The following is a 22,281-nucleotide window of genomic DNA, read 5'->3' as shown; positions in this document are numbered from 1 at the left end:
TACTGTTGACTCATGCCTAAGACAGAATCGACGCCTGACAGTGCGCTGACGGCCCGCCGTTCCACAGCCAAAGCGATCCGTGCCTTAGCGATCCCAGCCTTTGGGGCGCTCATAGCTGAGCCACTCTTTCTCCTAGCTGACTCGGCCATTGTTGGACATTTGGGCGTTCCCCAGCTGGCCGGCGTCGGGCTTGCCGCCACAGTCTTGCAAACCGTCGTCGGGCTTATGGTGTTCTTGGCATATTCCACCACGCCGGCCGTGGCGCGTCTGTTGGGGGCGGGCAGACATGCCCAAGCGCTAGCGGTGGGTCGGGACGGCCTGTGGTTGGCGGCCATTCTCGGAGTGGTACTTTCCGTCCTGGGCATACTGACCGGAGGCCGTCTCCTCGCCGCCATGGGTGCTCGAGGTGAGGTGCTGGAGTATGCGCAGGAATACTTTCTGATTAGTTTGGCGGGAATCCCGGCCATGTTGCTGGTCATGGCGGCGATGGGTGTCCTCCGTGGACTGCAGGACACGAAAACACCGCTGATCGTGGCCGCTGCCGGCTTTGGGCTCAACATCGTGATGAACTTTGTGCTGGTCTATGGCTTCAACTTCTCGGTGGGTGGCGCAGCAGCCGGCACCGTCATCGCACAGTGGGGAATGGCCGCTGTCTACCTTGTCATTGTGGCGCGAGCTGCCCGCCTTCATGGGGTGGGGCTGCGCCCGGACTGGCGTGGCGTCAAGACGGTCTCCCAAGTCGGCAGTTGGCTCATGCTCCGCACGCTCTCCTTGCGGGCCGCCATTTTGGTAACTGTGGTGGTGGTGACGGCACAGGGGCCGGTCAACTTGGCGGCCCATCAGCTGGCCATGACCATCTTTAGCTTCTTGGCGTTCGCGTTGGATGCGCTGGCCATTGCTGCCCAGGCCCTGATTGGCAAGGAGCTCGGCGCTGGCAACGTTGCCCAAGTGCGGCGCCTGACCAAGACCATGACTCGTTGGGGGCTGGGGTTTGGTGTCCTCACAGGTGTGGGACTTGCAGCTGTTTCAGGGGTGGTCGGCTGGATCTTCACCACTGATCCCAGCGTCCATGCGGCCCTAGCCGCGGCGCTGCTCGTACTGGCTGTGGGGCAGCCGCTGGCCGGGTACGTGTTTGTTCTTGACGGAGTCCTTATTGGGGCAGGGGATGCCCGCTATCTAGCCCTAGCGGGACTGGCAAACCTCGTGATCTATTTGCCGCTGCTCTACTGGGTGAGTCAAGAGGCTTTCGGTGACACTGTGCCGGGCATGTTCTGGGTCTGGGCAGCGTTCAGCGTGGGGTACATGGGGGCCCGCGGATTGACCCTGGGATTGCGTGCACGAACGGGTCGCTGGATGCAGACCGGTGTTCCTGCTGGCCGCGGCTAGACTTGATGGGTGAGTGAAACCGCCGTTCCCCAGCCTGCCCATGCCAATCTTTCAACTTCCGGACGTCCACTACTGTGGCGGCCCGTGTTGTTTCGGGCGATTGTCACCTTGGCCTTCGGGCTCACAACAGTCTTTTGGGCTGCTCCTGGGCCGATGGGACTAGGTCTGACTTTAGGCGCATATTTCCTTGCCTCTGCCGCAGCCCAGTACGGGGTGGTGCGCGCTCTGGCCCTGCCAAGCGGGGACCACCGCCGCTTTGTACTCCAGGGGGCAGCGGGGATTTTGGCCGTAGGCGGCGTGGTCGTGGCGATTTCAGCCAACACAGCGATGGCTGCCTGGCTCGGTGGCGTGGCGTTGGCCTTCCTTGGCGCTTCTGAGCTGTTCGTAGGCCTGCGGAAGTCGACAGCAGCAACCGGGGCGAAACTGGCTCTCACCAGCGACTGGCGGATATCAGGAGTCCTGGGGTTGGGAACAGGTATTTTGCTGCCGTTCTACGCTGGAGCCGGTCCTCATGCATTGATGGGAGTGGCAGGCGGTGGAGCACTAATGACAGGTGCGCTTTGGGCACTGTCAGCACTGACCCTGCGCCATGACGGCAGCAATCCAAAACCCCAGTAAACTAGTAGTCAGATGTTCTACTTTGCGTAGAAACGCGTGGTGCGCGACACACCAACCAAAGTAAAGGATCAATTGTGGGCAGTGAAGAGCCGCAGAACCCCCAGTCAGCCAATTCCATCAAGCTCCCACTGAGCTTCTCGGCTGCGCTGGCTGCCATCGCAGGCGTTCTTACCCTGGTTTTTGCCTCCGGCGGCACGCAATACGGCCTGCGTTGGGACCTGGCGGGAATTGCCTGCGGGATCACCTTCGTAGTTGCACTGCTTATTTCCTCATTGTTGGTCATGGGCCACAAGGAAAATGACCCTTCTCTCAGCGAGGGCTCGGGCGTCTACCGCAAGTCCTCGGACCGGCTGGCACAGGCTACCGCCGATGCGGCCAAGAAGTCAGAGGAAGCAGCTCAGCGCAAGAAAGCCGCTGGGGATGACTCCGCTTCCTCTGCAGGCGAAGGTGCTGAAAACTAAGCAAGCTAACCCCGTAGTCGCGGCGCCGGCGCTGGCGCTGGCTTGGCACCGGCTTGGCGCAGGCCCTGCGCCGGCTTGGCTCGGCGCCGGCGCGGCGCCCTGCTCCGGCGCTGGCTTGGCGCCCTAGGCACGCAGAGCCGCTAAGCTCCCTTGGATCCGGGCAAAGACGGCCGCGTCCACTTCAATGCCATTGCGCTTGAGCACTAGAACTGCCGCGCCGACGACACCGTCTTCAACTAAGGCAGGGACACTAGCAGTCCTGACGCCCGCCGCGGCAAGCTGATCCAGCACCGCTGCCGCAACTGTCCCACCCTTGGTCAGCACACTGCCGCCAAAGACCAAGGGTTGTGCGGCGAATTCTGCTCCCGCTAATGCTCCACCCGTTGCGTCGCCTGCCGCGCTTCCAGCTGAACCGCCAGTTCCATCACCGGCTCCGCCTCCGGCTACGGCCAGGAGGGTCTGGGCTAAATGCCGGGCGGCCCGGTCCACTATTCCAGTGGCAACAGCGTCCCCTTCTGCTGTAAAGACAAGCGGAGCAAAGCGCGAAAGTTCGATGGGGCTCAGCTCGTAAGTCTTCAGGATCATTTGTTGCTGAGCCCGCAGCCGGCCCTGACTTCGTTGTGAAGAATTCAGCGGGATTCCTAGTTCTGCCAGCAGCAGTTCGGTCAGAATAGTCCGCTGCCCCCTGCCGTCGAGTGCAGCGGCAACTGCTAGCGCTACTTCTCGGCCGATCCAGAACCCCGAACCATTGTCGCCGAGCAACCATCCCATGCCATCGGCCACCGCGGCCAGTTCGGCTCCAGAGATGCGGGCCCCCACAGCTCCGGTTCCAGCTATCAAGGCGCAACCTTCATCTTGATAAGTTCCAGAGTAAAACGCCGCTAATAAATCAGATTCGATCATGACTTTTCCAGTCAAACCCAGCGTCATGAAGCGGTCCCGGAACAAATGTTTCGGCAATTCCAGCGATGCTCCTGCCATGGCCAGGATGGCTTCCGAGATGTTTTGCCGCCCCCCTCCCAAGGCCTTGGATGTGGCTTGCGCCAAGGACTCCAAAGCGCCCGGAAATCCCCGCGAAACCGGGTTTCCTCCCCCCGCCGTACCGTAGCCAAAACAATGGCCCGAGGAGTCCAGCAGGACCGCTCTCGTGGAGGTGCCCCCAGCATCAATTGCAAGATAATTGCGCATCGTTACCATTCTGTGTCTAGGTGTGACTTGACTTACATCCGCGGTGATAATAGTTTTCATTATGTAACCACCTAGAAGAAACGGATTTTCACATGCCAGCCTCCATGACTCCCGCCATAGTGGTTTCGGCTGCCGGTGTCGTGAATCGCATTCAGGCCAAACTACCTGACATGCCAGCGGCCATGGCGAAAATTGGTTCCTTTCTTCTAGAGCACCCGCAAGCGCCCCTGGAGCTTTCCATTATGGAACTCGCGGAGCAAACCAAAACCTCACCTGCCACAGTGACTAGGTTCTGTCGATTGTTGGGTTATGCCGGCTATGTCCCATTCCGGGTCAGCATTGCTTCGGACCTGGGCCGCAGTGATGCCCGTGAATCATGGAAAGCCGACATTGGCCGGGCCTTTGGCCCCGATGACTCTCCCCGGGACGTTCTGAGCACGCTGGTGAATGCGCATACACGTTCGCTGGAGGAGACGGCTGCCGTCATGGATCTAGCCCTGATGAACAAGATTGCCCGCCGGATTGCCATGAGTTCCCATGTGGACATTTATGGCATTGGTGGCAGCGCTGTGATGGCTAAAGAGCTGCAATCGCGTCTCTACCGGATCGGCATCAACGCCCACCACTGGTCCGAGGTTCATGCTGGCTTGACCAGTGCGGCCATCCAGGACACCAACTCGGTGGCCATTGGAATTTCAAACACTGGACGCACAGAAGAAACGCTGCAAATGCTTCGGGAAGCGGGTGAGGCTGGTGCGTTGACCATTGCGCTCAGCAACAATCCGGGCTCACCGCTGGCAGAGAGTGCCGACGAAGCCATCATCACCTCGGTACACGAGCAGTTCCTGCAGCCGGATGACCTCTCCGCCAAGCATGTGCAGCTGCTTGTTCTTGACTTGATTTATTTGCTGGTGGCTCAAGTGAACTTTAACCAAACCACATCAAAGTTGGCAGCCTCTGCCATGGCCGTCTCACCTCATCGGCGCCCCACTCGGGCAGCTCGGATCGAGTTGAATGCTCACAGAGGGCAGCGTAACGCCGGAAGGAGCGAGGACAGTGTCTGATTCGATTGCCGTCTACGCCCTAGAGGTTTCCTCGCGGCTTGAAGCCCTCACTGAATGGGCCCTTGCAGGCGGCGTAGCCGAAGCAGCAGCTGCCATGGCGGAAGCCCTCAATAATGGTGGTGTCATCCAAGCGTTCGGCACCGGGCATTCCGAGGCCTTTGCTATGGAAATCGCTGGCCGAGCCGGCGGGTTGATTCCCACGAGCAAGATTGCCTTGCGCGATCTGGTGCTTCATGGAAATCGCGATGTTTCTGCGTTGGACTCCCTGGCAGGTTCGGTGCTGGAGCGGGACACCGGAGTTGCCGAGGAACTGTTCCAGTTGTCCCTAGTGGATCCCCGTGACATATTCCTCATCGCCTCCAACTCCGGCGTCAACGGTTCGATCGTCGGCCTGGCGCTTGCGGCCAAGGAACGCGGACATAAGGTCATTGCGGTCACCAGCCTTGAGCACAGCAATGCTGTCGAGACTAAGCACCCTTCGGGGAAGCGGCTCAGCGAGATTGCCGACATTGTTATCGATAATAGGGCGCCTTTTGGCGATACCACCCTCGAAGTTTCCGGCGGAGGAGGTGTTGGTGCGGTTTCATCAATCACAGCTGCGTACATCGCGCAGCTGCTGACCATTGAGACGGTCCAATACCTAGTCCGTGCGGGGAAGAAACCGCCCATCTATATTTCGGCAAATATCCCGGGCGGGGACGAACACAATACCGCACTGGTGGGCCAGTATTCTGGCCGGCTCAGGCGTGAGGCATGATTCCAACGGCACTGAAGTTGAAGTCAGCTACAGCGCTTGAAGTCAGCCGAATGAATTGCAGTGAACGTACTAACCAAGTACAAAGTAGTACCGAATTAGCGCTCGTACCATCAATGGAAGGCAGTAAAGAAAATGAGTATTCAGAACAAGCCGCTGCAGCGTCGTGGATTCCTCCGTGGTGCCCTGGCAACCGCCGTACTTCTGCCCTTGGGTGGAGCGCTGGCTTCCTGCGCAGGCGGCGGCACCACCACTGAGTCGAAGGCTCCCGGTGGCGCCGTTGATCCCACGAAGAACCCGTTTGGGGTAGCCGACACCGGCAAGCTCGACGCGGTCATCTTCAATGGTGGTTACGGCATCGACTACGTTGAGTTCGCTGGCGCCATCGTCAAGAAGAACTTCCCGGGACTTGAAGTTTCCATCAAACCCTCCACCGACATCGCCCAGGAACTGCAGCCCCGGTTTGTCGGTGGCACTCCGCCGGACCTGATCGATAACTCCGGTGCAAAGTCCATCGGCTTCAGCACCATCTTGGACAAGCTCGAGGACCTGCAGGGCGTTATTGACGCCAATAACCTCGAAGGCACCAAGATCGCCGACACCTTGTTCGACGGCGTATTGGCTCCGGGCACCTTCGACGGCAAGCTTGCCGCTATCAACTACGTCCTCACCGTGTACGCCTGGTGGTACTCCGCCAGCCTGTTCAAGGAGAACAGCTGGACCGTCCCCACCACGTGGGACGAAGCCTACGAGCTCGGCCTCAAGGCCAAGGAGAAGGGCAAGTACCTGTTCGTCTTCGGCAAGGAAGCTGCCACGTACTACCAGACCATGGCTATTGAGTCGGCCATCAAGGAAGGTGGCGACGAAGTTCGCCTCTCCCTGGAAAACCTCAAGCCCGACTGCTGGTCGCTGCCGGCCGTCCAGAGCGTCTTCACCGCCATGGAGAAGATCGTCAAGGCTGGCATGTTCGTCCCCGGTGGTGCAGGCACCGTCTTCACCGCCGCGCAGGCGCAGTGGTCCAACGGCCAGGAAGCACTGCTCTACCCGTCCGGTTCCTGGATCGAGAACGAGATGAAGGACCAGACCAAGGCGGGCTTCGAAATGACGGGTGCTCCGGTTCCCGTTGTCTCTGCAAGCCCGAAGATTGCCCAGACGGGAGTTCGGTCCGCAGGTGGCGAGCCGTTCATCGTTCCCACGGATGGCGTAAACGTTGCAGCGGGCAAGGAATTGCTGCGCACTATGCTCTCCAAGGAAGCTGCAACCAACTTCGCCAAGGAGAAGCTCGCGCCCACCGTGGTCAAGGGTACTGTTCCGGCGGACGGTTTCGGTTCCACCGCACTGGTGTCACAGACCTCCATGCTGGATAAGGCTGGCAAGGACATCTTCACCTGGAACTTCGTTGACACTTACGGCATGAATCCCGACATGCTGGTGCCGTGGAATTCCTTCCTCGATGGCAAGCTCGACGTCGCTGGCCTGACCAAGGCTCTGCAGGAAATCACCGACAAGGTTGCCAAAGACGATTCGGTCAAGAAGATTGAAGTGAAGTGACTCAAGTAACAAACGCAGTGCAGCCGGGTGGGGGCGTTGTCGCCCCCACCCGGCGGCGCCGGAAGAAACTGACATTCGACAAGATTAGCTTCATGGCAGTCTTTTTGGGACTGCCGTTGGTGATCTATCTGGTCTTCGTAATCTCGCCATTCGTTCAGGCGATTTACTATTCAATGACCAGCTGGAGCGGCTTCGACAACAATATGCCGTTCGTGGGCTTGGGTAATTACGCCAAGCTCTTCAACGATGACATCTTCATGATTTCGGTGCGCAACAGTGTCATCTTGGCGGTATTCCTGCCTGTAATCACAGTAATTCTTTCGCTGATTTTGGCCAGTCTTGTCACCATTGGCGGAAGCAGTCGCGGGCAGATCAAGGGCCTCGCAGGCTCGGGTTTCTACCGCGTCATCTCCTTCTTCCCGTACGTGATCCCTGCCGTAGTTATCGGCATTATCTGGGCCCAGATTTATGACCCGCGCAACGGTTTGCTCAACGGTATCTTGACGGGTATTGGTTTTGATAGTGCAAAGGACTTCGCCTGGCTCGGTGATGAGCGCACCGCCATGGTTGCCTCTATGTTCGTCATTGTGTGGGGCTTTGTGGGTTTCTACATGATCCTGTTCATTGCCGCCATCAAGGGCATTCCCGCTGAAACCTTTGAAGCAGCCCGAATTGATGGTGCTGGACGCCTGCGCACCGCCATAAATATCACGATTCCCCTCATCCGCGACAACATTCAGACGGCGTACGTCTACATGGGTATCCTGGCTCTCGACGCCTTTGTCTACATGTCCGTGTTGAACTCCACGGGTGGTCCCGCCAACTCCACCCTAGTCATGTCGCAGAGACTATTCAGTACTGCCTTCACCAAGGGTCAGTTTGGCCTGGCCTGTGCCATGGGTGTGGTGCTGGCGGCAATTACCTTGATTTTCTCGGCACTGGTATTCCTGGTGAACCGTTGGACCGGCGGCAGCAAGGATGTGTCAGAATAATGTCTCTCAAACTTAGTAACAATTCACCTCTGGACCATGTTGAACGTAAGGGCCAGGACACCAAGGGTGACAAGGTTGTAGCCGGTGTTTCACACACCATGCTCACCCTGTGGTCGCTGCTGGTTCTGGTTCCGCTGGGCTGGACACTGCTGTCCTCCTTCAAGACGACGACGGAAATCTTTGCTTCGCCGTTAGCCCTCCCCGCGGAGTGGAAGTTTGAGAACTACATCAATGCCTGGAATACCGCCGGCATTGGCAGGTACTTCTTCAACACCGTCATTGTGGTGGGCTTTGCTCTGGTCATCGTGATGGTGCTGGGTGCCATGTGTGCCTACGTTTTGGCCCGTTATGTGTTCCCCGGTTCACGTGCGATCTATTACCTGATGCTCGCCGGTCTGACGTTCCCGATCTTCCTGGCTATTGTGCCGTTGTTCTTCATCTTGCAGAACATGGGGCTGTTGAACACGTTGCCCGGCCTGATCATTGTGTACGTAGCGTTCGCACTGCCCTTCACCGTCTTCTTCCTGTTCTCCTTCTTCAAAGCGCTCCCGAATGAGATTGCCGAAGCCGCGCAGATTGACGGGGCCGGTGAATGGCGGACCTTCTTCCAGGTCATGCTGCCCATGGCTAAGCCCGGTATGGCTTCCGTGGCCATCTTCAACTTCCTTGGCTTGTGGAACCAGTACCTGATCCCTGTGGCCATCAACACCAAGGAAGAGAACTACGTCCTCTCCCAGGGTATTGCGCGCTATGCGGGTCAGATGGGCTACTCCGTGGACTTTGGTGCGCTCTTCGCAGCCGCCATCATTGTGATCGTCCCAGTTCTGATCATGTACGTTTTGTTCCAGCGCCAGCTCCAGGGCTCGGTGTCCGCAGGAACCATGAAGTAGAGTTTCTCCTCCTCGAGCGGTGAGTAGTTGACAATGTATCCCGCAAAAATTGTCAACTACTCACCGTTCGATGTCATTTAAGGCCTGATTGACGACGCCGGTACGCAGCCACGTGGGCACGGTTGCCACAGTTGCCGGTGTCGCAATACCGCCGTGAGCGATTCTTGGACAGATCGATCACCACTGCGCAGCAATCCGGGGCGGCACACACCTTCAACCGTGTCAGCTCCCTGCTGCGAATCACATCAACTAGGGCCATGGCAGCCTCCACCCCCATGCGCTCGGCAAGTGGGGCGGCGGGTGCTGTGGCATGGAGATGCCAATCCCACTGATCATGCTTGACCAGCTGGGGTAGCGCCTGAGCACGCGCCAGCAGTCCATTGACCATATCCGCCGCCGTTGCCTCGTCCGAGGTAAAGATGCCGCGCAGCTCCTGCCGTATTTCACGCACCGCGGCCACTTCCGCTTCGGTATGCTCCCTCGATCCGGAAAACTGCTCCTGCAGCACAAAGGCATCCAGCTCAGCCACGGTTTCCAGCCCATCGGCACCGGTTATGGACCCATCTTCCGCAACTGAAAGGGGGGCGGTGTTGATCAGATTCACGGCGGAGAGCAGCGCCATTTCCGTGTCATGACTAAAGACCATGTTGACTCCTGACATTTGCTGAGCGTAATGTCATTAGTCTAACGCCTTTTACTGCTGACAAATGGATCTGCCATGACCACTTCATCCTCCACTTTCCGCACACCCACAGCGGGTTCCCGCACCGTGCTGGCCTCGCCAGCGCTCCTGCTGGCTCTGATTTCGGCAGCGGCCTTCGCGCTCTCTGGACCCTTCGCGAAGTCGCTCTTTGACGTCGGCTGGTCCCCAGGTGCGGCTGTCGCCGTCCGCATTGGAGGGGCCGCCGTCGTACTTCTGATTCCGGTGATCATCACCTTGGTACGGCGCTGGTCCAAGGTCAAGGGCTCGCTGGGGCGGATCGCAATTTATGGTGTGGTGCCCATCGCGCTATGCCAGCTGTTCTACTTCAACGCCGTCCAGCACTTGTCGGTGGGGGTGGCGCTGCTGCTGGAATACCTTTCGCCGGTGCTGCTGGTGGGCTGGGCCTGGCTTATGACGCGGAGTCGGCCGCGCGCGCTGACCATCGTTGGTGCCGTGTGCGCCATGACCGGCTTGGTGTTGGTGCTCGATCTCGCGGGTAGCCAAAAGGTGAGCCTCGAGGGCGTGCTGTGGGGGCTGGCCGCGGCGGTGTGTTCGGCCGTGTACTTTGTCATGTCTGCCAAAGCGGACGACGCCGTCCCGCCAGTTCTCATGGCTGGCGGCGGTATGGCGGTGGGTGCGGCGATGATCGTGGGGCTCGGTGTGGTTGGCGTGCTGCCCATGTCCTTCACCTTTACCGACCCCGTATTTGCTGGGACGCCGGTGCATTGGCTGGTTCCGGTGCTCGGGTTGGTGCTAGTCACCACGGTTTTCGCCTACCTGATGGGTATTGTGGCGACCCGCGGGCTGGGCTCGAAGGTGGCGTCGTTTGTGGCGCTTTTCGAGGTGCTTTTTGCCGTGATTTGGGCCTGGCTACTGCTGGGTGAAATGCCCCGCATCATTCAACTTCTGGGCGGTCTTGCCATCATGGGTGGCGTGGTGCTGGTGCGGCTGGACGATTTGCGTGGATCCTCCAGCCGCGGGCCGAGTTACCCCGTTGGCCTAGAAATTGCTGGTGCTCTTCCGGCTGACGCGCTACCGGTCGAGCAGCTACCGGCCGTCACGCTAGCGACCAAAACGCCGCAGCCGTAGCGAGTTCGCCACCACCAGCACGGAACTGGCGGCCATGGCGGCACCGGCGATCATGGGGTTCAATAGCCCAAACGCAGCCACCGGGATGCCGACGGCGTTGTAGAAGAAGGCCCAGAACAAGTTCACCTTGATGGTTCCCAGCGTCCTGCGGGACAGTGCGATGGCCGTGGCGACCTGGCCCAGATCGCTACCCATGACCGTCAGATCCGCGGCCTCGATAGCCACATCCGTGCCGGATCCCATGGCAATCCCCAGATCTGCCTGAGCCAGGGCGGGAGCATCGTTGACACCGTCGCCCGCCATGGCCACTATGGCACCAGCAGCCTGCAGCTTCTTGACGGCTTCCACCTTGCCTTCGGGCAGCACATCGGCGAAGACGTCCTCGGCCGCGATACCCACAGCTGCCGCCACCTGAGCGGCGACCGAGGCGTTGTCGCCCGTGAGCAGGATGGGACGCAGGCCCAACTCCTTCAGCTTCGCGATGGCTGCCTTTGAACCAGACTTGATGGTGTCCTTCAGGGCGATGAGCCCGGCGGCTTCGCCATCAACGGCAACCCAAATAGCGGTAGTGCCGCGTTGTTGCTGCGTGAGCAGCTCGGCGTTGGCGGCCGCGGTAATTTCGACACCGTTCTCTTTTAGCCAGCCTGCTCTGCCGGCCAAAACTATGCGGCGTTCGATCAGTGCACGTACGCCGCCCCCGGGGGAGGAGGTGAAGTCCAGAACTTCCGGAAGTGAGCCGCGGTTGCGGGCGTGCTCCACGATAGCGTGGGCGATGGGGTGCTCACTGTGGGACTCCACGGCTCCAGCCAGGCGCAGGAGTTCGTCGGCCGGCACTTGGGTGAGGGGTATGGTCTCGACCACTGAGAGCCTGCCCTCGGTGACGGTTCCGGTCTTATCCAGCACAATCGTGTCCACCGTGCGGGTGTCTTCCAGAACCTGCGGGCCCTTGATCAGGATGCCCAGTTGGGCGGCCCGGCCTGTTCCTGTGAGCAGTCCGACGGGTGTAGCCAGTCCCAGAGCACAGGGGCAGGCGATGATCAAAACGGCGACGGCGGCCGTGAACGCAGCTTGGAGATCACCGCTGAGCAGGAGCCAGAGGACGAACGTCATGACGGCAATGACCAGCACAATGGGTACGAAAACGGAGCTGATCCGGTCTGCCAGCCTGGCGATTGGTGCCTTGCTCGCTTGCGCAGCGCTGACCAACTTGCCCATCTGTGCCAGCGTGGTTTCACTCCCGACGCGGGTGGCCTTGACCAGCAATCGTCCCGAGGTATTGATAGTGGCGCCGGTGACACTGTCGCCTGGTGTGACGTCTACGGGCAATGATTCGCCCGTGATCAGCGAGGTGTCCACGGCGGAGGTGCCATCGGTGACTACGCCGTCCGTGGCGATTTTCTCGCCGGGGCGGACCACGAAGATCTCATCTACTTCCATTGCTGCCGTCGGGATTTTGACCTCAACACCGTCGCGGAGCACAGTGGCTTCTTTGGCGCCCAGACTCAGCAGCGCCTTGAGCGCGTCTCCGGCCCTGGCCTTGGCTTTTGCTTCCAAGTAGCGGCCCAAGAGCAGGAAGGTGACCACCACAGCGGAGACCTCAAAGTAAAGAGGTGCATGACCAGCCATGGCGTTGCCATGTTCGGTCATCATGGGGTCCATGGCCAGTTCCACAGCGGAAAACAGGAATGCTGCGCTGACGCCGATGGACACTAGGGTGTCCATGGTGGAGGCGAAGTGGCGGGCGTTGATGGCCGCGGCGCGGTGGAACGGCCAAGCGGCCCATGTGACCACGGGCAGGGTCAGAACGCCGGCGACCCATCCCCAGTGCGGGAACTGTAAGGCCGGAAACATGGAGACCAGAAAGACCGGAACGGTCAGGATCGCGGCCAGTATCAGGCGTGGACGCAGCGTGGCTGCCGTGCCACCGTGTGCCATGTGGTCCTCATGACTGTGGTCCTCATGACTTTCGCCGTGTCCGGCGTGGTCGCCGTTCGCGTGGTCTCCCCGCGCAGGGCCGCCTGCTTGCGCGGCACCGAGGTGGGAGTCGTGCGCAAGGTGCGGGCCGGCGTCGTGCTTCATGGCGGGCGAGGCTGGAGAATTCTTCAGCCGCGCCTTGTAGCCGGTGGCCTTGACGGTGTCGAGGATTTGTTGATCGGATATGCCGGCGGGGACCGTGACCTGGGCTGTTTCCAGCGGGAGGTTCACGGAAGCGCTGACGCCTTCGAGTTTGCCCAACTTGCGCTCAACCCGGCTGACGCACGAGGCACAGGTCATGCCTTCAATGTCGATCTCGACCATGCGGGGGCCAGGGTTGGTGGTTTGGGACAAAATGTCTGAGGCGCTCATGGCGCTCCTTAATTTCTTGTTGCGAGATTACGTGTGGGTCAGGCGATGTGGTTCAGGCGCTGCCGGATCAGGCGTTGTTGGAGACCACGAGGTATCCAGCTTCGGCGACGGCTTCGGAGATTTCTGCCGGGTCCAAGGTCAGGGTCGAGGTGATGGTGACTGCTGAGGTGCCGCCGGAATTGAGGTCGATGGCGACGTTTTCAACGCCCTTGAGTTCGCTTAGTTCCTCGGTGACGGAGCTGACGCAGTGGCCGCAGGTCATGTCCGAAACGTTGACGGTGATGGTGTGGCTCATGATGATTAGCTCCTGAGTAGACGTGAAATGGCTGATGTTGCTTCGGAAACCTTCTCGGCGACGATCTCCGGGTTGCCGGTTTCGGCGGATTCGTGGGCTGCATTGACCACGCAATGGGCAATATGGTCCTCGAGCAGGCCAATGCTGACAGCATGGAGGGCCTTGTTGACGGCAGCCATTTGGGTGAGGATATCGATGCAGTATTTGTCTTCCTCCACCATGCGGGCGATGCCGCGAACCTGGCCTTCGGCGCGTTTGAGGCGGCGCAGGTAGGCCTGCTTTTCCTCTGAGTAACCGTGGGTGTGTACTTCTGTTTCCATACTCTCAACCTATACCCCCATGGGGTATAAGTCAATTACCCCCAGGGGGTATGCTCGGCGGTAGGAATCGGCCGTTCTCGGGTTAAGTTACCAGCGGGTAACCCTTGCTGTGTCGCCGCCGTGGTGGTCGACTTTAGTGCATGGAAAAAAATGAAGCAGCCGGTGCCGCACGCTCTGATCCCATGCATCTGCTGGCCGTGGGTACGAAAAAAGGACTGTGGCTGGGTACCAGTAGTGACCGTCAGAATTACGTCTTCACCGGGCCACATTTTCTGATGCAGGAGATCCCCAGCATCGCCATCGACACCCGTGGAGGGCGGACACGCATCTTGGTGGGCCTGCGAAGCGAACATTGGGGTCCCACAGTGGCGCATTCGGATGACTTTGGTGCCACATGGCAGGAGCCAGAACAAGGCGCCATCACTTTCCCGCCGGACACTGATGCGGCACTGGAGCGTGTGTGGCAGATCCAGCCGGACAGTGCCGCCCAGCCGGGTGTGGTTTGGGCGGGCTGCGAACCGATTTCCGTATGGAAATCCACCGACGGAGGCGAACACTTTGAACTCAATCGGGGACTCTGGGACCATCCACACCGCACCGAGTGGGGCGCCGGTTATGGCGGTGCAGCAGCGCATACCGTGTTGCCCAGTCCCGCCGATTCGGACACGATTCATATCGCGATGAGCACCGGTGGCGTCTATCGCAGCACAGATGCGGGGGCCTCATGGATGCCGCGCAACAAGGGAATTGGTGCCACCTTCATGCCTGTGGAAACCCCGGAATTCGGTCAATGCGTGCACAAAATCGCTCGCGACCCCAACCATCCGGAGGTGCTCTTCGCTCAGAACCATGGTGGCGTGTATCGCAGCGCCAACAACGGGGACTCCTGGGACTACATTGCCGCTGGCCTGCCCGCAGACTTTGGCTTCACCATCCTCACGCATCCGTGGCGCTCGGACACGGCCTGGGTCATTCCCCTTACTGCCGATTATCAGCGGATCCCACCCGATGGGCAGATGGGCGTGTATAGGACGGACGACGCCGGTCAGTCATGGACATGTTTGGCCACCGGTCTGGCGCAACCAGAGTACAACGTGGTGCTCAGGGATGCCGCAGCTGTGGACACCGCGGAGCCAGTGGGTCTGTTCTTTGGTACCCGAGGCGGCACGGTCTACGCCAGCGCCGATGAAGGTGAGCACTTTGTCCCCATCCTGCAGCAACTGCCGGATGTCTTGTGTGTCCGGGCCGCCGCCGTCGAGCTCTTATAGCGGCGGTTCTCATGACGGAGAAAGTGACACTGCTGGTGCCCGGACTGCTCCAGCCCTTGGTGGGTAACTGTTCTGAGCTGCATCTGGATGTTGGCGACGGGGCAACTGTGGCTCAGCTGCTGGACGCCATTGCCGCCGAGTATCCCGTGTTCGGCCGCAGGGTGCGGGACGAAACAGGGGCGCTGCGCCGCTTCGTCAATATATATCTTGACGGTGAGGACGTGCGGCGGCTCGACGGACTAAATGCCCGCGTAGCCGCCGGCCAGGAACTGATGGTTATTCAGTCGGTGGCCGGCGGCTGAGAGGCGCTGCGATAGCGCTGCTAAAAATCCAGCCATTGCTGCACTAGCGTCGGGGAGGAAGTCGCCATTGCTGCGATAGCGTCGGGGCTTAGGGGTGGACCATCGCCTTCAATGCCCCCGGATTGGTGCCCGCCAATAGTGCCGCCTCCACATCGTCGAGGCCGTGGGTTGAGGTGACAAGACCGTCGAGGTCTACCTGTCCGGAGGCGGCCAAGGCAATGGCGGTGGGCCATGTATTCGCGTAACGGAATGTACCTGTGATCATGAGCTCGCGCCCCTGCAGCAGAGGTACTGGCAGAGCGATGGTGTCGGCTCCCATGCCCACCAGCACCGCCCGGCCGCGCGGGGCAAGCCGGGCGAGTCCGCCCAGAATGGCACGTTCGGCACCGCTGGCGTCAATGAAGACATCGAACTCGGGCACCACGGGCCGCTGCTCGGACGCCGTGAAGGTATGCCTCACGCCGTATGCGTGAACATCAGTGAGACGCTCGGGTCGCACATCCGTGAGGGTGACCGTGGCACCAGCCAACTGGGCGACCTTGGAAGTAAGCAGCCCTATTGGGCCAGCCCCAGCCACCAACACTGAATCACCAAGCTGGATTTTTCCTGCGGCCCGTGCTGCCAGGGCTACGCTGAGTGGTTCAAGGAGGGCGGCGGCATCGTCGGTAACGCTGTCCGGGACCGGGTGACAGAACACGGCCGGATGAACGGCGTATTCGGAAAACACCCCGTCAATGGGAGGGGTGGCAAAGAACCGCACCCCCGGGTCCAAGTTGTAGCAGCCAGCGAGTGTCTGCTGCGACAGCGGGTCCGGAATGCCCGGCTCCAGCGAGACGCGCTGGCCCACGGTGCGGTCCTGCACTCCCTCGCCCAGAGCCACAATGACGCCGGCGGGTTCGTGACCGAGCACCAGAGGTGCCGCCACCACAAACGTGCCGATCCGGCCCTCTGCGTAGTAGTGGGTATCGGAGCCGCACACGCCCACTGAGGTGATGCGCACCAACACCTCGCCCGGGCCAGGCGTGGGCACCGGACGCTGTTCGGTCCGCAGCTCGCCTTGGCGCACAAGCACCGAAGCGGTCATGCTTTCGGGAAGCTCCGCTGCGGGTTTTTGGGAAGCTGATGGTGTCATGGGTTTACTTCACCGCACCCATCGAGAGTCCGCGAACCAGTTGTTTCTGTGCCACCCAGCCGGCAATGACAACCGGCAGGGACGCCAGTACCGATGCGGCGGACAACTTGGCCAAGAACAAGCCCTCGCTGGTCATTTGGGAGACCAGGAAGACAGGCACCGTAGCGGCGTTGGCCGCGGTCAGGTTCAGTGCGAAGAAGAACTCGTTCCAGGCGAAGATGACGCAGATCAGGGCCGTGGCGGCCAAGCCGGGAGTGACCATGGGGATCAAGATGGTGCGCAGGGTCTTGATCAGCCCGGCACCATCCATGGATGCGGCCTCCAGAACTTCAGCAGGGACTTCCTGGAAGAAGGAGCGCATCATCCACACGGCGATCGGCAGGTTCATGGCCGTGTACAAAATGATGAGCGTGCCAATGTTGTCCAGCACCTTCAGCTGTCCGGCGATGACATAGATGGGCATGATGACGGCCACCACGGGCAGCATTTTGGTGGAGATGAAGAAGAACAACACGTCTTGGGTCTTCTTGACCGGGCGGATGCTCACCGCATAGGCGGCAGGCACGGCCAGCAGGACCACCAAGACGGTGGACACGCCCGTGGCGATCAACGAGTTCAGGAAGTAGGTTCCGGCGCCGTTGGCCAGCACAGCCTCGAATTGTTCGAAGGTGGGGACAAAGAAGAACACGGGAGGGTTGGAGGCGGCCGCCGATTCGGGCTTGAACGCCGTCATGACGAGCCAGATCACGGGGGCGAAGAAGATAAACGCAACCAGCCAGGTGACGGTGGTAATCGCGGAACCGGAGAAACGGCGTCGTGCTTCACGGGACTTCCGCTCAGCCGAAAGGGGAACAGGGGTGGGGTCAGTGATGGTGGTGGTCACGGCTTAGTCCTTTGCGTCAAAGCTGCGGAAGATCAGGCGGAGGGCGAAGGTGGCGATGATGATGGTGGCGATAACGACCACCACGCCCATCGCTGCTGCCTGGCCAATGTCGAAGCCCAGGAAGGCCCGCTGGTAGATGTAGAACGGCAGGTTAGCGCTGGCTGTGCCGGGCCCGCCCGCCGTCATGAGGTAGATCTGGTCGAAGGTGTTGACAACGTAAATGGTGCCCAGCAGGATGCCCAGCTCGATGTAGCGGCGCAGTTGGGGAAGCGTGACCCAGATGAACGTTTTGGTCCAGCCGGCGCCGTCGATCTGCGCGGCCTCCAGAACGTCCTTCGGTTGGGACTGCAGGCCGGCCAGCACCAGCAACATGGTGAACGGGGTCCACTGCCAAACCAACGCCATGAGGATTGAGACGATCGGGTGTTGCGACGTCCAGTCAACCGGCGGGATGCCCACCAGGGAGATGACCCAGTTGACCAGACCGAAGCTCGGGTTCAGCATCGAGATGCTCCACAAGGTGGCGCCTGCGACGGGCATGATCAAAAATGGGGTGATGAGCATGGTGCGCACCACACCCTGGCCGCGGAACTTGCGGTCCAGCATGAGGGCGAAGATGATGCCCAGAACCATGGCGAAGAACACGCAGCCGAGGGTGATGACGATGCTGTTCAGGGCCGAGCTGCGGAACGTGGAGTCCATGAAGATGTCCACATAGTTTTGCAGGCCGTTGAACTGGTTGCCGTCCGGGCGCAACAAGTTCCAGTTGCGCAGCGAGTACCAGATGGTGACAAGGAACGGCAGCTGCGTGATGATGATCGTGAAGATCAAGGCCGGGAGCAGCGGGCCGCGACGGCGCCAGCCTTCGGCTTTGGAGATGCCTGAGCTGTCCTTGGCGGATTTGCGGTTGTGTTGTTTGAGGTTGTGCTTGTCAACCAGCGTGGTAGCCATTACTTGCCTCCTTCTTGGTATGACTTGGCGACGGGTTCTGCGTACTGCTGGGCCTGCTTCAGGGCGTCGTCAACGGATTTCTGTCCGGCAATGGCCGCAGAGATTTGCTGGCTGACCCGGGTGCCCAGATCCTGGAATTCCGGGATGGCCACAAACTGCAGGCCGGGGTACGGCACGGGGTTGACCATGCTGGTGGCCTGTTTGGCGCTATACATCGCGTCAAGGGTGGGCTTGGCATAGGCCTTCGCGACTGCGGCGTATTCGGGGATCTCATACGTTGATTGGCGGCTGCCAGGAGGGACGCGTTCCCAGCTGATCTTGTTGCCTACCAGCTTGATGTAGTCCTTGTTGGTCATCCAGGAAATGAAGTCCCAGGCGGCGTCCTTGTGCTGGGTGGTAGTGGGGATGGCCAATGACCAGCTGTAGAGCCAGCCTGCAGACTCCGTGTTTTTCACGGGCGCCGGGGCGTATTGTGACTTGCCGGCCACCAGCGAGGATGCGGGGTCTTCGATGCTGGAGACCATGGCAGTGGCGTCGTACCACATGGCCGCCTTGCCCTGGCTGTAGCGGGTTATGCAGTCGCCGTAGCCGCTGGTCGCGGCTCCGGGCTGGCCGGCGTCGTGCAGCAGGTCAACATAATCGGTGACGGCGGCATTGACCTCGGGGGTGTTCAGTTTGGCGTTCCAGTCCATGTCGAACCACTGGCCGCCATAGGTGTTGATGACGGTGTCCAGCGGGGCCATGACCTCGCCCCAGCCGGCCAAGCCGCGCAGGCAGATGCCAGCGAAGTCGTCCTTCGGGTTGTTGAGCTTGCGGGCAATGGCGCCGATCTCGTCCCAGGTCGGGTGCTCCGGCATGGTGATGCCGGCTTCCTTGAACAGGTCCTCGCGGTATACGAGGAAGGAAGACTCACCGTAGAACGGAACCGAGTACATGTCGTCCTGGTAGCTGAGCGCGTCCTTGATGGTGGGGATGAAGTCGTTGGTGTCGTAGCCCGGGGTGGCGTCTGCGAGGGGCTGGAGGTTTTCGATCCAGCCGTTCTTCGCCCACATTTCGGTTTCGTAGTTGGAGATCATGACGACGTCGAACTCGCCGCCGCCGGTGGCCACCGAGGCCGTGATCTTGGCGCGGGCCTCATTCTCGGGCAGGGTCACAAACTTGACGTCGACGTTGGGGTGTTTGGCCTTGAAATCATCCTGCAGGGAGATGGCGTCCTTCATCTGCGGGTTGGCAACGATGGCCACCACGAGGGTGTCCTTGGCTGATCCGGCGGGTGCGCAACCGCCGAGTGCCAGGGTGGCTGCGGCCGCGATGGCGAGCCAGGCAGCGGCTTTTTTGCCTGTTCTGGGCGGATGCGCTTTTGCGGCACGGAAGGGTGGGAACTTCATTGGTCACTCTCAATCTCGTCGCTCATTTGAGAACATGATCTTGCTCATTTGTTAAGTGACTCTAGTCATATATACTCATTTGAGCAAGAGCAATTGCTCAAATGTCTCTTTTTAGGAAGGCGCACCGTGCCGGAAATATCCCACGAGGAGCTGCTTGCCCGCATTGGGCAGGCCTACTATCTGGACAACCAGTCCAAGGTGGAAATTGCCACCGAGCATGGAATCTCGCGGTTCCAGGTGGCACGATTCCTTGATGAAGCGCGGGCCGAAGGCATTGTCCATATTGAAATTCGCCGCCCCGGGGCCATGGTGGAGATCGATGCCGGAGCGCTCGCGGCCGCGCTTGGCCTGCACCGCGTAGTGGTTGTCAAAACGATCGACGACGACTTCCGCCAGCGTGACCTGCAGGCCCATGCGGTGGCCGACGAGCTGATGGCTGCGGCACGCACAGGCATGACCATCGGCATTTCTTGGTCCCGCACACTGGACCTAGCTGCGCGGCACGTCACTGAGCTGCCCAAATGCAATATTGTCCAGCTTGCCGGCGCCCTGCCTGTGCCCGGAGCTGGGAACCCGCTGGAGCTTGTTCAGCGTTTGGGGCGGATGGGTGGTGGGCGTACCTGGCCCATGTGGGCTCCCCTGGTTGTGGACAGTGCTGCAACGGCATCAGGTCTGCGCCGCCAACCAGAAATTGCTGACGCCATGCGCATGGGCGATTCGCTTGACTTGGCCGTGGTTGCCATTGGAGCGTGGGCGCCAAACCTCTCAACCGTCTGGAACCGCGTGGATAACGCCGTGCGCCAAGACGGCATCGCCAAAGGTGCTGTGGCTGAGTGCTCCGGCCGTCTGATTGCCACGGATGGGAGTGCCGTAAGCGCCGAACTCGACGCGCGGATTCTTTCGGTCACCATCAAGCAACTCCAACGCACCCCCAAGGTCATCGCCGTGGCGCAGGGCGAGGCGCGAGCTGATGCTGTGCGGGCTTGCCTGGCCGCCGGAATTGTTAACACACTGGTTATGGATGAGTCGCTGGCCCGCGCTTTGCAGGGGACCGACGAAGGGCAGGGAGTCCTCGCATGAGCACCGCATTGAATACCGGCGTAGACGTCGGCGCAGACGCCGCGCCCAGTACACCGCTAAATCCCTCATCGCTGGTGGTGGGCATCGATTCCTCCACCCAGTCCTGCAAGGTGGTAGCGATCGATCTGGCCACGGGAGCGCAGGTAGCTGCCGCTTCCGCAGCACATCCTGATGGTACTTCGATTGACCCGAGGCTCTGGAGCACTGCGCTGGAGGAAGCGTGGGACGCAGCTGGCATTCCCGCCTTGGGCGAGCGGGTGGTTGGCGTTGCCGTAGCCGCCCAGCAGCACGGCATGGTGGCCGTTGATGAGGCCAACGAACCGGTTCATGAGGCGCTGCTGTGGAATGACGTCCGTAGCGCCGAGGAAGCCCGCTGCATGGTTACCGAGCTCGGTGCCGAAGCCTGGATTGACGCGGTCAACGTCCTTCCGGTGGCGTCCTTTACGCTGACCAAACTGGCGTGGCTGGCTCGCCATGAGCCAGAAATTGCCGCCCGGGTAGCAACAGTGGGCCTGCCCCATGACTGGCTGAACCTACAGCTCACCGGCGAGTGGTCCACGGACCGCAGTGATGCTTCCGGGGCGGCCTACTTCGATCCCATAACGAACCAATACCGCCCCGAGCTGTTGGAGCAGTTCTTTGGCGCTGTGCCCACGCTGCCCCGGGTGCTGGCACCCAACGAGAGCGCCGGCCAACTGGATTCGCGCTGGGGCACAAGTGCCGCCGTCGTCGGTGCCGGCATGGGGGACAACGCCGGTGCGGCGCTGGGTTTGGAGATCGCTCCTGGTGAAATCGTGGTGTCGATCGGTACCTCCGGAACGGTCTTCGCCGTCTCCGATGCCCCCGTGCATGACACCTCCGGCCAGCTTGCCGGTTTTGCCGACGCCACCGGGCGGCACCTGCCCCTGTTGGCCACGATCAATGCGGCCCGCGTCATGGCGGCCGGTGCGGCGATGCTCAACGTTGACCTGGCCGAGTTTGACCGGTTGGCGCTCGCCGCCGCGCCCGATGCCGGTGGCCTGACACTGCTGCCCTACCTCGACGGCGAACGCACCCCTAACCTGCCTGATGCCACAGGTACCTTGGTGGGTATGACGAGGGCCAATATGACGCCCGAGAACCTGGCTCGCGCCTCAGTTCTGGCCGTTTTGAATTCACTGGCCGACGCGCTTGCCGCCCTCACCACGTTTAGCGTTCCGGTGCAACGTGTATTGCTCATTGGTGGCGGCTCCAAGTCCCGTGCACTGCGCGAGGCTGCGGCCACCGTGTTTGGAGTGCCCGTCGAGGTGCCCGAGCAGCGCGAATATGTGGCCCTCGGTGCCGCACGTCAGGCTGCTTGGGCCGCCACGGGCGAACTTCCCGTGTGGGGCCGTCGGATTGAGGAGTCCTTCACGCCCGACGGCGGATGGGGCACCACCGTGCGCGAGCGGTACGTTGCGGCGCGGAAGGCCGTTTACGGCGTGTAGCTTTGGTGCGCAGGTCCAGTCGCGCTGGTTCGGGCGCGCTGGTCCTGGCTACCAGCCTCGGCACGCTGGGTGCTGAGCGGGCGGCAGATCACTGTGTGCTGCTTGCTGTATGACTCCGAGCTGACTGTCACCAGCGAAAGCGCTGGCCTGCGAC

Annotated in this window: 22 protein-coding genes; 13 read left to right on the top strand and 9 right to left on the bottom strand. The window is 60.8% G+C overall.

Features of this window, described 5'->3' with window-relative positions:
• Positions 1 to 12: 12 nt before the first annotated feature.
• From AB0P14_RS15100 to AB0P14_RS15090, 3 genes are all read left to right on the top strand, one after another.
• Positions 13 to 1,386, top strand: a complete 1,374-nt coding sequence (locus tag AB0P14_RS15100; RefSeq protein ID WP_363843920.1) for an MATE family efflux transporter — start codon at positions 13 to 15, stop codon at positions 1,384 to 1,386.
• Between the two features lie 9 nt (positions 1,387 to 1,395).
• Positions 1,396 to 2,004, top strand: coding sequence for a hypothetical protein (locus tag AB0P14_RS15095; protein ID WP_363843917.1), 609 nt, complete (start codon positions 1,396 to 1,398; stop codon positions 2,002 to 2,004).
• A 74-nt stretch (positions 2,005 to 2,078) separates the two neighbouring features.
• The gene (locus tag AB0P14_RS15090; protein ID WP_363843914.1) at positions 2,079 to 2,465 is read left to right on the top strand and encodes a hypothetical protein; all 387 of its coding nucleotides are present in this window, start codon (positions 2,079 to 2,081) and stop codon (positions 2,463 to 2,465) included.
• A 123-nt stretch (positions 2,466 to 2,588) separates the two neighbouring features.
• Here AB0P14_RS15090 and AB0P14_RS15085 read toward each other — a convergent pair whose 3' ends face one another.
• The gene (locus tag AB0P14_RS15085; protein WP_363843911.1) at positions 2,589 to 3,653 is read right to left on the bottom strand and encodes a BadF/BadG/BcrA/BcrD ATPase family protein; all 1,065 of its coding nucleotides are present in this window, start codon (positions 3,651 to 3,653) and stop codon (positions 2,589 to 2,591) included.
• 92 nt (positions 3,654 to 3,745) lie between these two features.
• On the opposite strand from AB0P14_RS15085, the gene AB0P14_RS15080 reads away from it, so the two are divergent.
• The 5 genes from AB0P14_RS15080 to AB0P14_RS15060 all read left to right on the top strand — a co-directional run bounded on the left by AB0P14_RS15080 (position 3,746) and on the right by AB0P14_RS15060 (position 8,904).
• Entirely contained in the window at positions 3,746 to 4,717 is a 972-nt protein-coding gene (locus AB0P14_RS15080) for a MurR/RpiR family transcriptional regulator (protein WP_363843908.1), read from the top strand.
• Entirely contained in the window at positions 4,710 to 5,474 is a 765-nt protein-coding gene (locus tag AB0P14_RS15075) for an SIS domain-containing protein (protein WP_363843906.1), read from the top strand. The genes AB0P14_RS15080 and AB0P14_RS15075 overlap by 8 nt, the downstream gene beginning before the upstream one ends.
• Positions 5,475 to 5,606: 132 nt before the next feature.
• Positions 5,607 to 7,022 carry an N-acetylglucosamine/diacetylchitobiose ABC transporter substrate-binding protein gene (gene ngcE / locus AB0P14_RS15070; protein ID WP_363843904.1) on the top strand — a complete coding sequence of 472 codons (1,416 nt, stop codon included), beginning with the start codon at positions 5,607 to 5,609 and terminating at the stop codon, positions 7,020 to 7,022.
• A 92-nt stretch (positions 7,023 to 7,114) separates the two neighbouring features.
• Positions 7,115 to 8,014 (top strand): sugar ABC transporter permease, encoded by a 900-nt coding sequence (locus AB0P14_RS15065; RefSeq protein WP_363843902.1) that lies wholly within the window; start codon positions 7,115 to 7,117, stop codon positions 8,012 to 8,014.
• Complete coding sequence (locus tag AB0P14_RS15060) at positions 8,014 to 8,904, top strand: carbohydrate ABC transporter permease (protein WP_363843900.1); 891 nt, start codon at positions 8,014 to 8,016, stop codon at positions 8,902 to 8,904. The genes AB0P14_RS15065 and AB0P14_RS15060 overlap by 1 nt, the downstream gene beginning before the upstream one ends.
• A 73-nt stretch (positions 8,905 to 8,977) precedes the next feature.
• Here the strand turns inward: AB0P14_RS15060 and AB0P14_RS15055 are convergent, their stop codons facing one another.
• Positions 8,978 to 9,550, bottom strand: a complete 573-nt coding sequence (locus AB0P14_RS15055) for a CGNR zinc finger domain-containing protein (RefSeq protein ID WP_363843992.1) — start codon at positions 9,548 to 9,550, stop codon at positions 8,978 to 8,980.
• Between the two features lie 72 nt (positions 9,551 to 9,622).
• On the opposite strand from AB0P14_RS15055, the gene AB0P14_RS15050 reads away from it, so the two are divergent.
• Positions 9,623 to 10,696: an EamA family transporter gene (locus tag AB0P14_RS15050; RefSeq protein WP_363843897.1), complete on the top strand. Its 1,074-nt coding sequence runs from the start codon at positions 9,623 to 9,625 to the stop codon at positions 10,694 to 10,696.
• Here AB0P14_RS15050 and AB0P14_RS15045 read toward each other — a convergent pair.
• The 3 genes from AB0P14_RS15045 to AB0P14_RS15035 all read right to left on the bottom strand — a co-directional run bounded on the left by AB0P14_RS15045 (position 10,670) and on the right by AB0P14_RS15035 (position 13,657).
• Positions 10,670 to 13,042, bottom strand: a complete 2,373-nt coding sequence (locus AB0P14_RS15045; RefSeq protein WP_363843895.1) for a heavy metal translocating P-type ATPase — start codon at positions 13,040 to 13,042, stop codon at positions 10,670 to 10,672. The genes AB0P14_RS15050 and AB0P14_RS15045 overlap by 27 nt on opposite strands.
• Before the next feature lie 67 nt (positions 13,043 to 13,109).
• Positions 13,110 to 13,337, bottom strand: coding sequence for a heavy-metal-associated domain-containing protein (locus AB0P14_RS15040; protein ID WP_363843893.1), 228 nt, complete (start codon positions 13,335 to 13,337; stop codon positions 13,110 to 13,112).
• 5 nt (positions 13,338 to 13,342) lie between these two features.
• The gene (locus AB0P14_RS15035; protein ID WP_363843891.1) at positions 13,343 to 13,657 is read right to left on the bottom strand and encodes a metal-sensitive transcriptional regulator; all 315 of its coding nucleotides are present in this window, start codon (positions 13,655 to 13,657) and stop codon (positions 13,343 to 13,345) included.
• A 140-nt stretch (positions 13,658 to 13,797) separates the two neighbouring features.
• On the opposite strand from AB0P14_RS15035, the gene AB0P14_RS15030 reads away from it, so the two are divergent.
• A complete protein-coding gene (locus tag AB0P14_RS15030; protein WP_363843888.1) occupies positions 13,798 to 14,925 on the top strand; it encodes an exo-alpha-sialidase in 1,128 nt (375 codons plus the stop codon).
• Between the two features lie 11 nt (positions 14,926 to 14,936).
• On the top strand, positions 14,937 to 15,227 hold the full coding sequence (locus tag AB0P14_RS15025; protein ID WP_363843886.1) for a MoaD/ThiS family protein: 291 nt from the start codon (positions 14,937 to 14,939) through the stop codon (positions 15,225 to 15,227).
• An 88-nt stretch (positions 15,228 to 15,315) separates the two neighbouring features.
• Here the strand turns inward: AB0P14_RS15025 and AB0P14_RS15020 are convergent, their stop codons facing one another.
• The 4 genes from AB0P14_RS15020 to AB0P14_RS15005 all read right to left on the bottom strand — a co-directional run bounded on the left by AB0P14_RS15020 (position 15,316) and on the right by AB0P14_RS15005 (position 19,581).
• Entirely contained in the window at positions 15,316 to 16,359 is a 1,044-nt protein-coding gene (locus AB0P14_RS15020; RefSeq protein WP_363843883.1) for an NAD(P)-dependent alcohol dehydrogenase, read from the bottom strand.
• 4 nt (positions 16,360 to 16,363) lie between these two features.
• Complete coding sequence (locus AB0P14_RS15015) at positions 16,364 to 17,152, bottom strand: carbohydrate ABC transporter permease (RefSeq protein WP_363843990.1); 789 nt, start codon at positions 17,150 to 17,152, stop codon at positions 16,364 to 16,366.
• Positions 17,153 to 17,245: 93 nt separating this feature from the next.
• Positions 17,246 to 18,193 (bottom strand): sugar ABC transporter permease, encoded by a 948-nt coding sequence (locus AB0P14_RS15010; protein WP_363843881.1) that lies wholly within the window; start codon positions 18,191 to 18,193, stop codon positions 17,246 to 17,248.
• Complete coding sequence (locus AB0P14_RS15005) at positions 18,193 to 19,581, bottom strand: sugar ABC transporter substrate-binding protein (RefSeq protein WP_363843879.1); 1,389 nt, start codon at positions 19,579 to 19,581, stop codon at positions 18,193 to 18,195. The genes AB0P14_RS15010 and AB0P14_RS15005 overlap by 1 nt, the downstream gene beginning before the upstream one ends.
• A 126-nt stretch (positions 19,582 to 19,707) precedes the next feature.
• Here AB0P14_RS15005 and AB0P14_RS15000 point away from each other — a divergent pair, with 126 nt between their 5' ends.
• Positions 19,708 to 20,661, top strand: a complete 954-nt coding sequence (locus tag AB0P14_RS15000; RefSeq protein WP_363843876.1) for a sugar-binding domain-containing protein — start codon at positions 19,708 to 19,710, stop codon at positions 20,659 to 20,661.
• Entirely contained in the window at positions 20,658 to 22,127 is a 1,470-nt protein-coding gene (xylB, locus tag AB0P14_RS14995; protein WP_363843874.1) for a xylulokinase, read from the top strand. The genes AB0P14_RS15000 and xylB overlap by 4 nt, the downstream gene beginning before the upstream one ends.
• Positions 22,128 to 22,281 lie beyond the last annotated feature (154 nt).

This window comes from Specibacter sp. NPDC078709 (genome assembly GCF_040686795.1).
Lineage (GTDB): Bacteria > Actinomycetota > Actinomycetes > Actinomycetales > Micrococcaceae > Specibacter.
This window is presented reverse-complemented; position numbering and strand designations above follow the sequence as displayed.

What these genes read in the sequence shown, in the direction of transcription:
- AB0P14_RS15100 (WP_363843920.1), top strand. Translation starts at nt 13, where the DNA reads ATGCCTAAGACAGAATCGACGCCTGACAGTGCGCTGACGGCCCGCCGT.
- AB0P14_RS15085 (WP_363843911.1), bottom strand. Translation starts at nt 3,653, where the DNA reads ATGCGCAATTATCTTGCAATTGATGCTGGGGGCACCTCCACGAGAGCG.
- AB0P14_RS15080 (WP_363843908.1), top strand. Translation starts at nt 3,746, where the DNA reads ATGCCAGCCTCCATGACTCCCGCCATAGTGGTTTCGGCTGCCGGTGTC.
- ngcE (WP_363843904.1), top strand. Translation starts at nt 5,607, where the DNA reads ATGAGTATTCAGAACAAGCCGCTGCAGCGTCGTGGATTCCTCCGTGGT.
- AB0P14_RS15065 (WP_363843902.1), top strand. Translation starts at nt 7,115, where the DNA reads ATGGCAGTCTTTTTGGGACTGCCGTTGGTGATCTATCTGGTCTTCGTA.
- AB0P14_RS15060 (WP_363843900.1), top strand. Translation starts at nt 8,014, where the DNA reads ATGTCTCTCAAACTTAGTAACAATTCACCTCTGGACCATGTTGAACGT.
- AB0P14_RS15055 (WP_363843992.1), bottom strand. Translation starts at nt 9,550, where the DNA reads ATGGTCTTTAGTCATGACACGGAAATGGCGCTGCTCTCCGCCGTGAAT.
- AB0P14_RS15050 (WP_363843897.1), top strand. Translation starts at nt 9,623, where the DNA reads ATGACCACTTCATCCTCCACTTTCCGCACACCCACAGCGGGTTCCCGC.
- AB0P14_RS15045 (WP_363843895.1), bottom strand. Translation starts at nt 13,042, where the DNA reads ATGAGCGCCTCAGACATTTTGTCCCAAACCACCAACCCTGGCCCCCGC.
- AB0P14_RS15040 (WP_363843893.1), bottom strand. Translation starts at nt 13,337, where the DNA reads ATGAGCCACACCATCACCGTCAACGTTTCGGACATGACCTGCGGCCAC.
- AB0P14_RS15035 (WP_363843891.1), bottom strand. Translation starts at nt 13,657, where the DNA reads ATGGAAACAGAAGTACACACCCACGGTTACTCAGAGGAAAAGCAGGCC.
- AB0P14_RS15030 (WP_363843888.1), top strand. Translation starts at nt 13,798, where the DNA reads ATGGAAAAAAATGAAGCAGCCGGTGCCGCACGCTCTGATCCCATGCAT.
- AB0P14_RS15025 (WP_363843886.1), top strand. Translation starts at nt 14,937, where the DNA reads ATGACGGAGAAAGTGACACTGCTGGTGCCCGGACTGCTCCAGCCCTTG.
- AB0P14_RS15020 (WP_363843883.1), bottom strand. Translation starts at nt 16,359, where the DNA reads ATGACACCATCAGCTTCCCAAAAACCCGCAGCGGAGCTTCCCGAAAGC.
- AB0P14_RS15010 (WP_363843881.1), bottom strand. Translation starts at nt 18,193, where the DNA reads ATGGCTACCACGCTGGTTGACAAGCACAACCTCAAACAACACAACCGC.
- AB0P14_RS15005 (WP_363843879.1), bottom strand. Translation starts at nt 19,581, where the DNA reads ATGAAGTTCCCACCCTTCCGTGCCGCAAAAGCGCATCCGCCCAGAACA.
- xylB (WP_363843874.1), top strand. Translation starts at nt 20,658, where the DNA reads ATGAGCACCGCATTGAATACCGGCGTAGACGTCGGCGCAGACGCCGCG.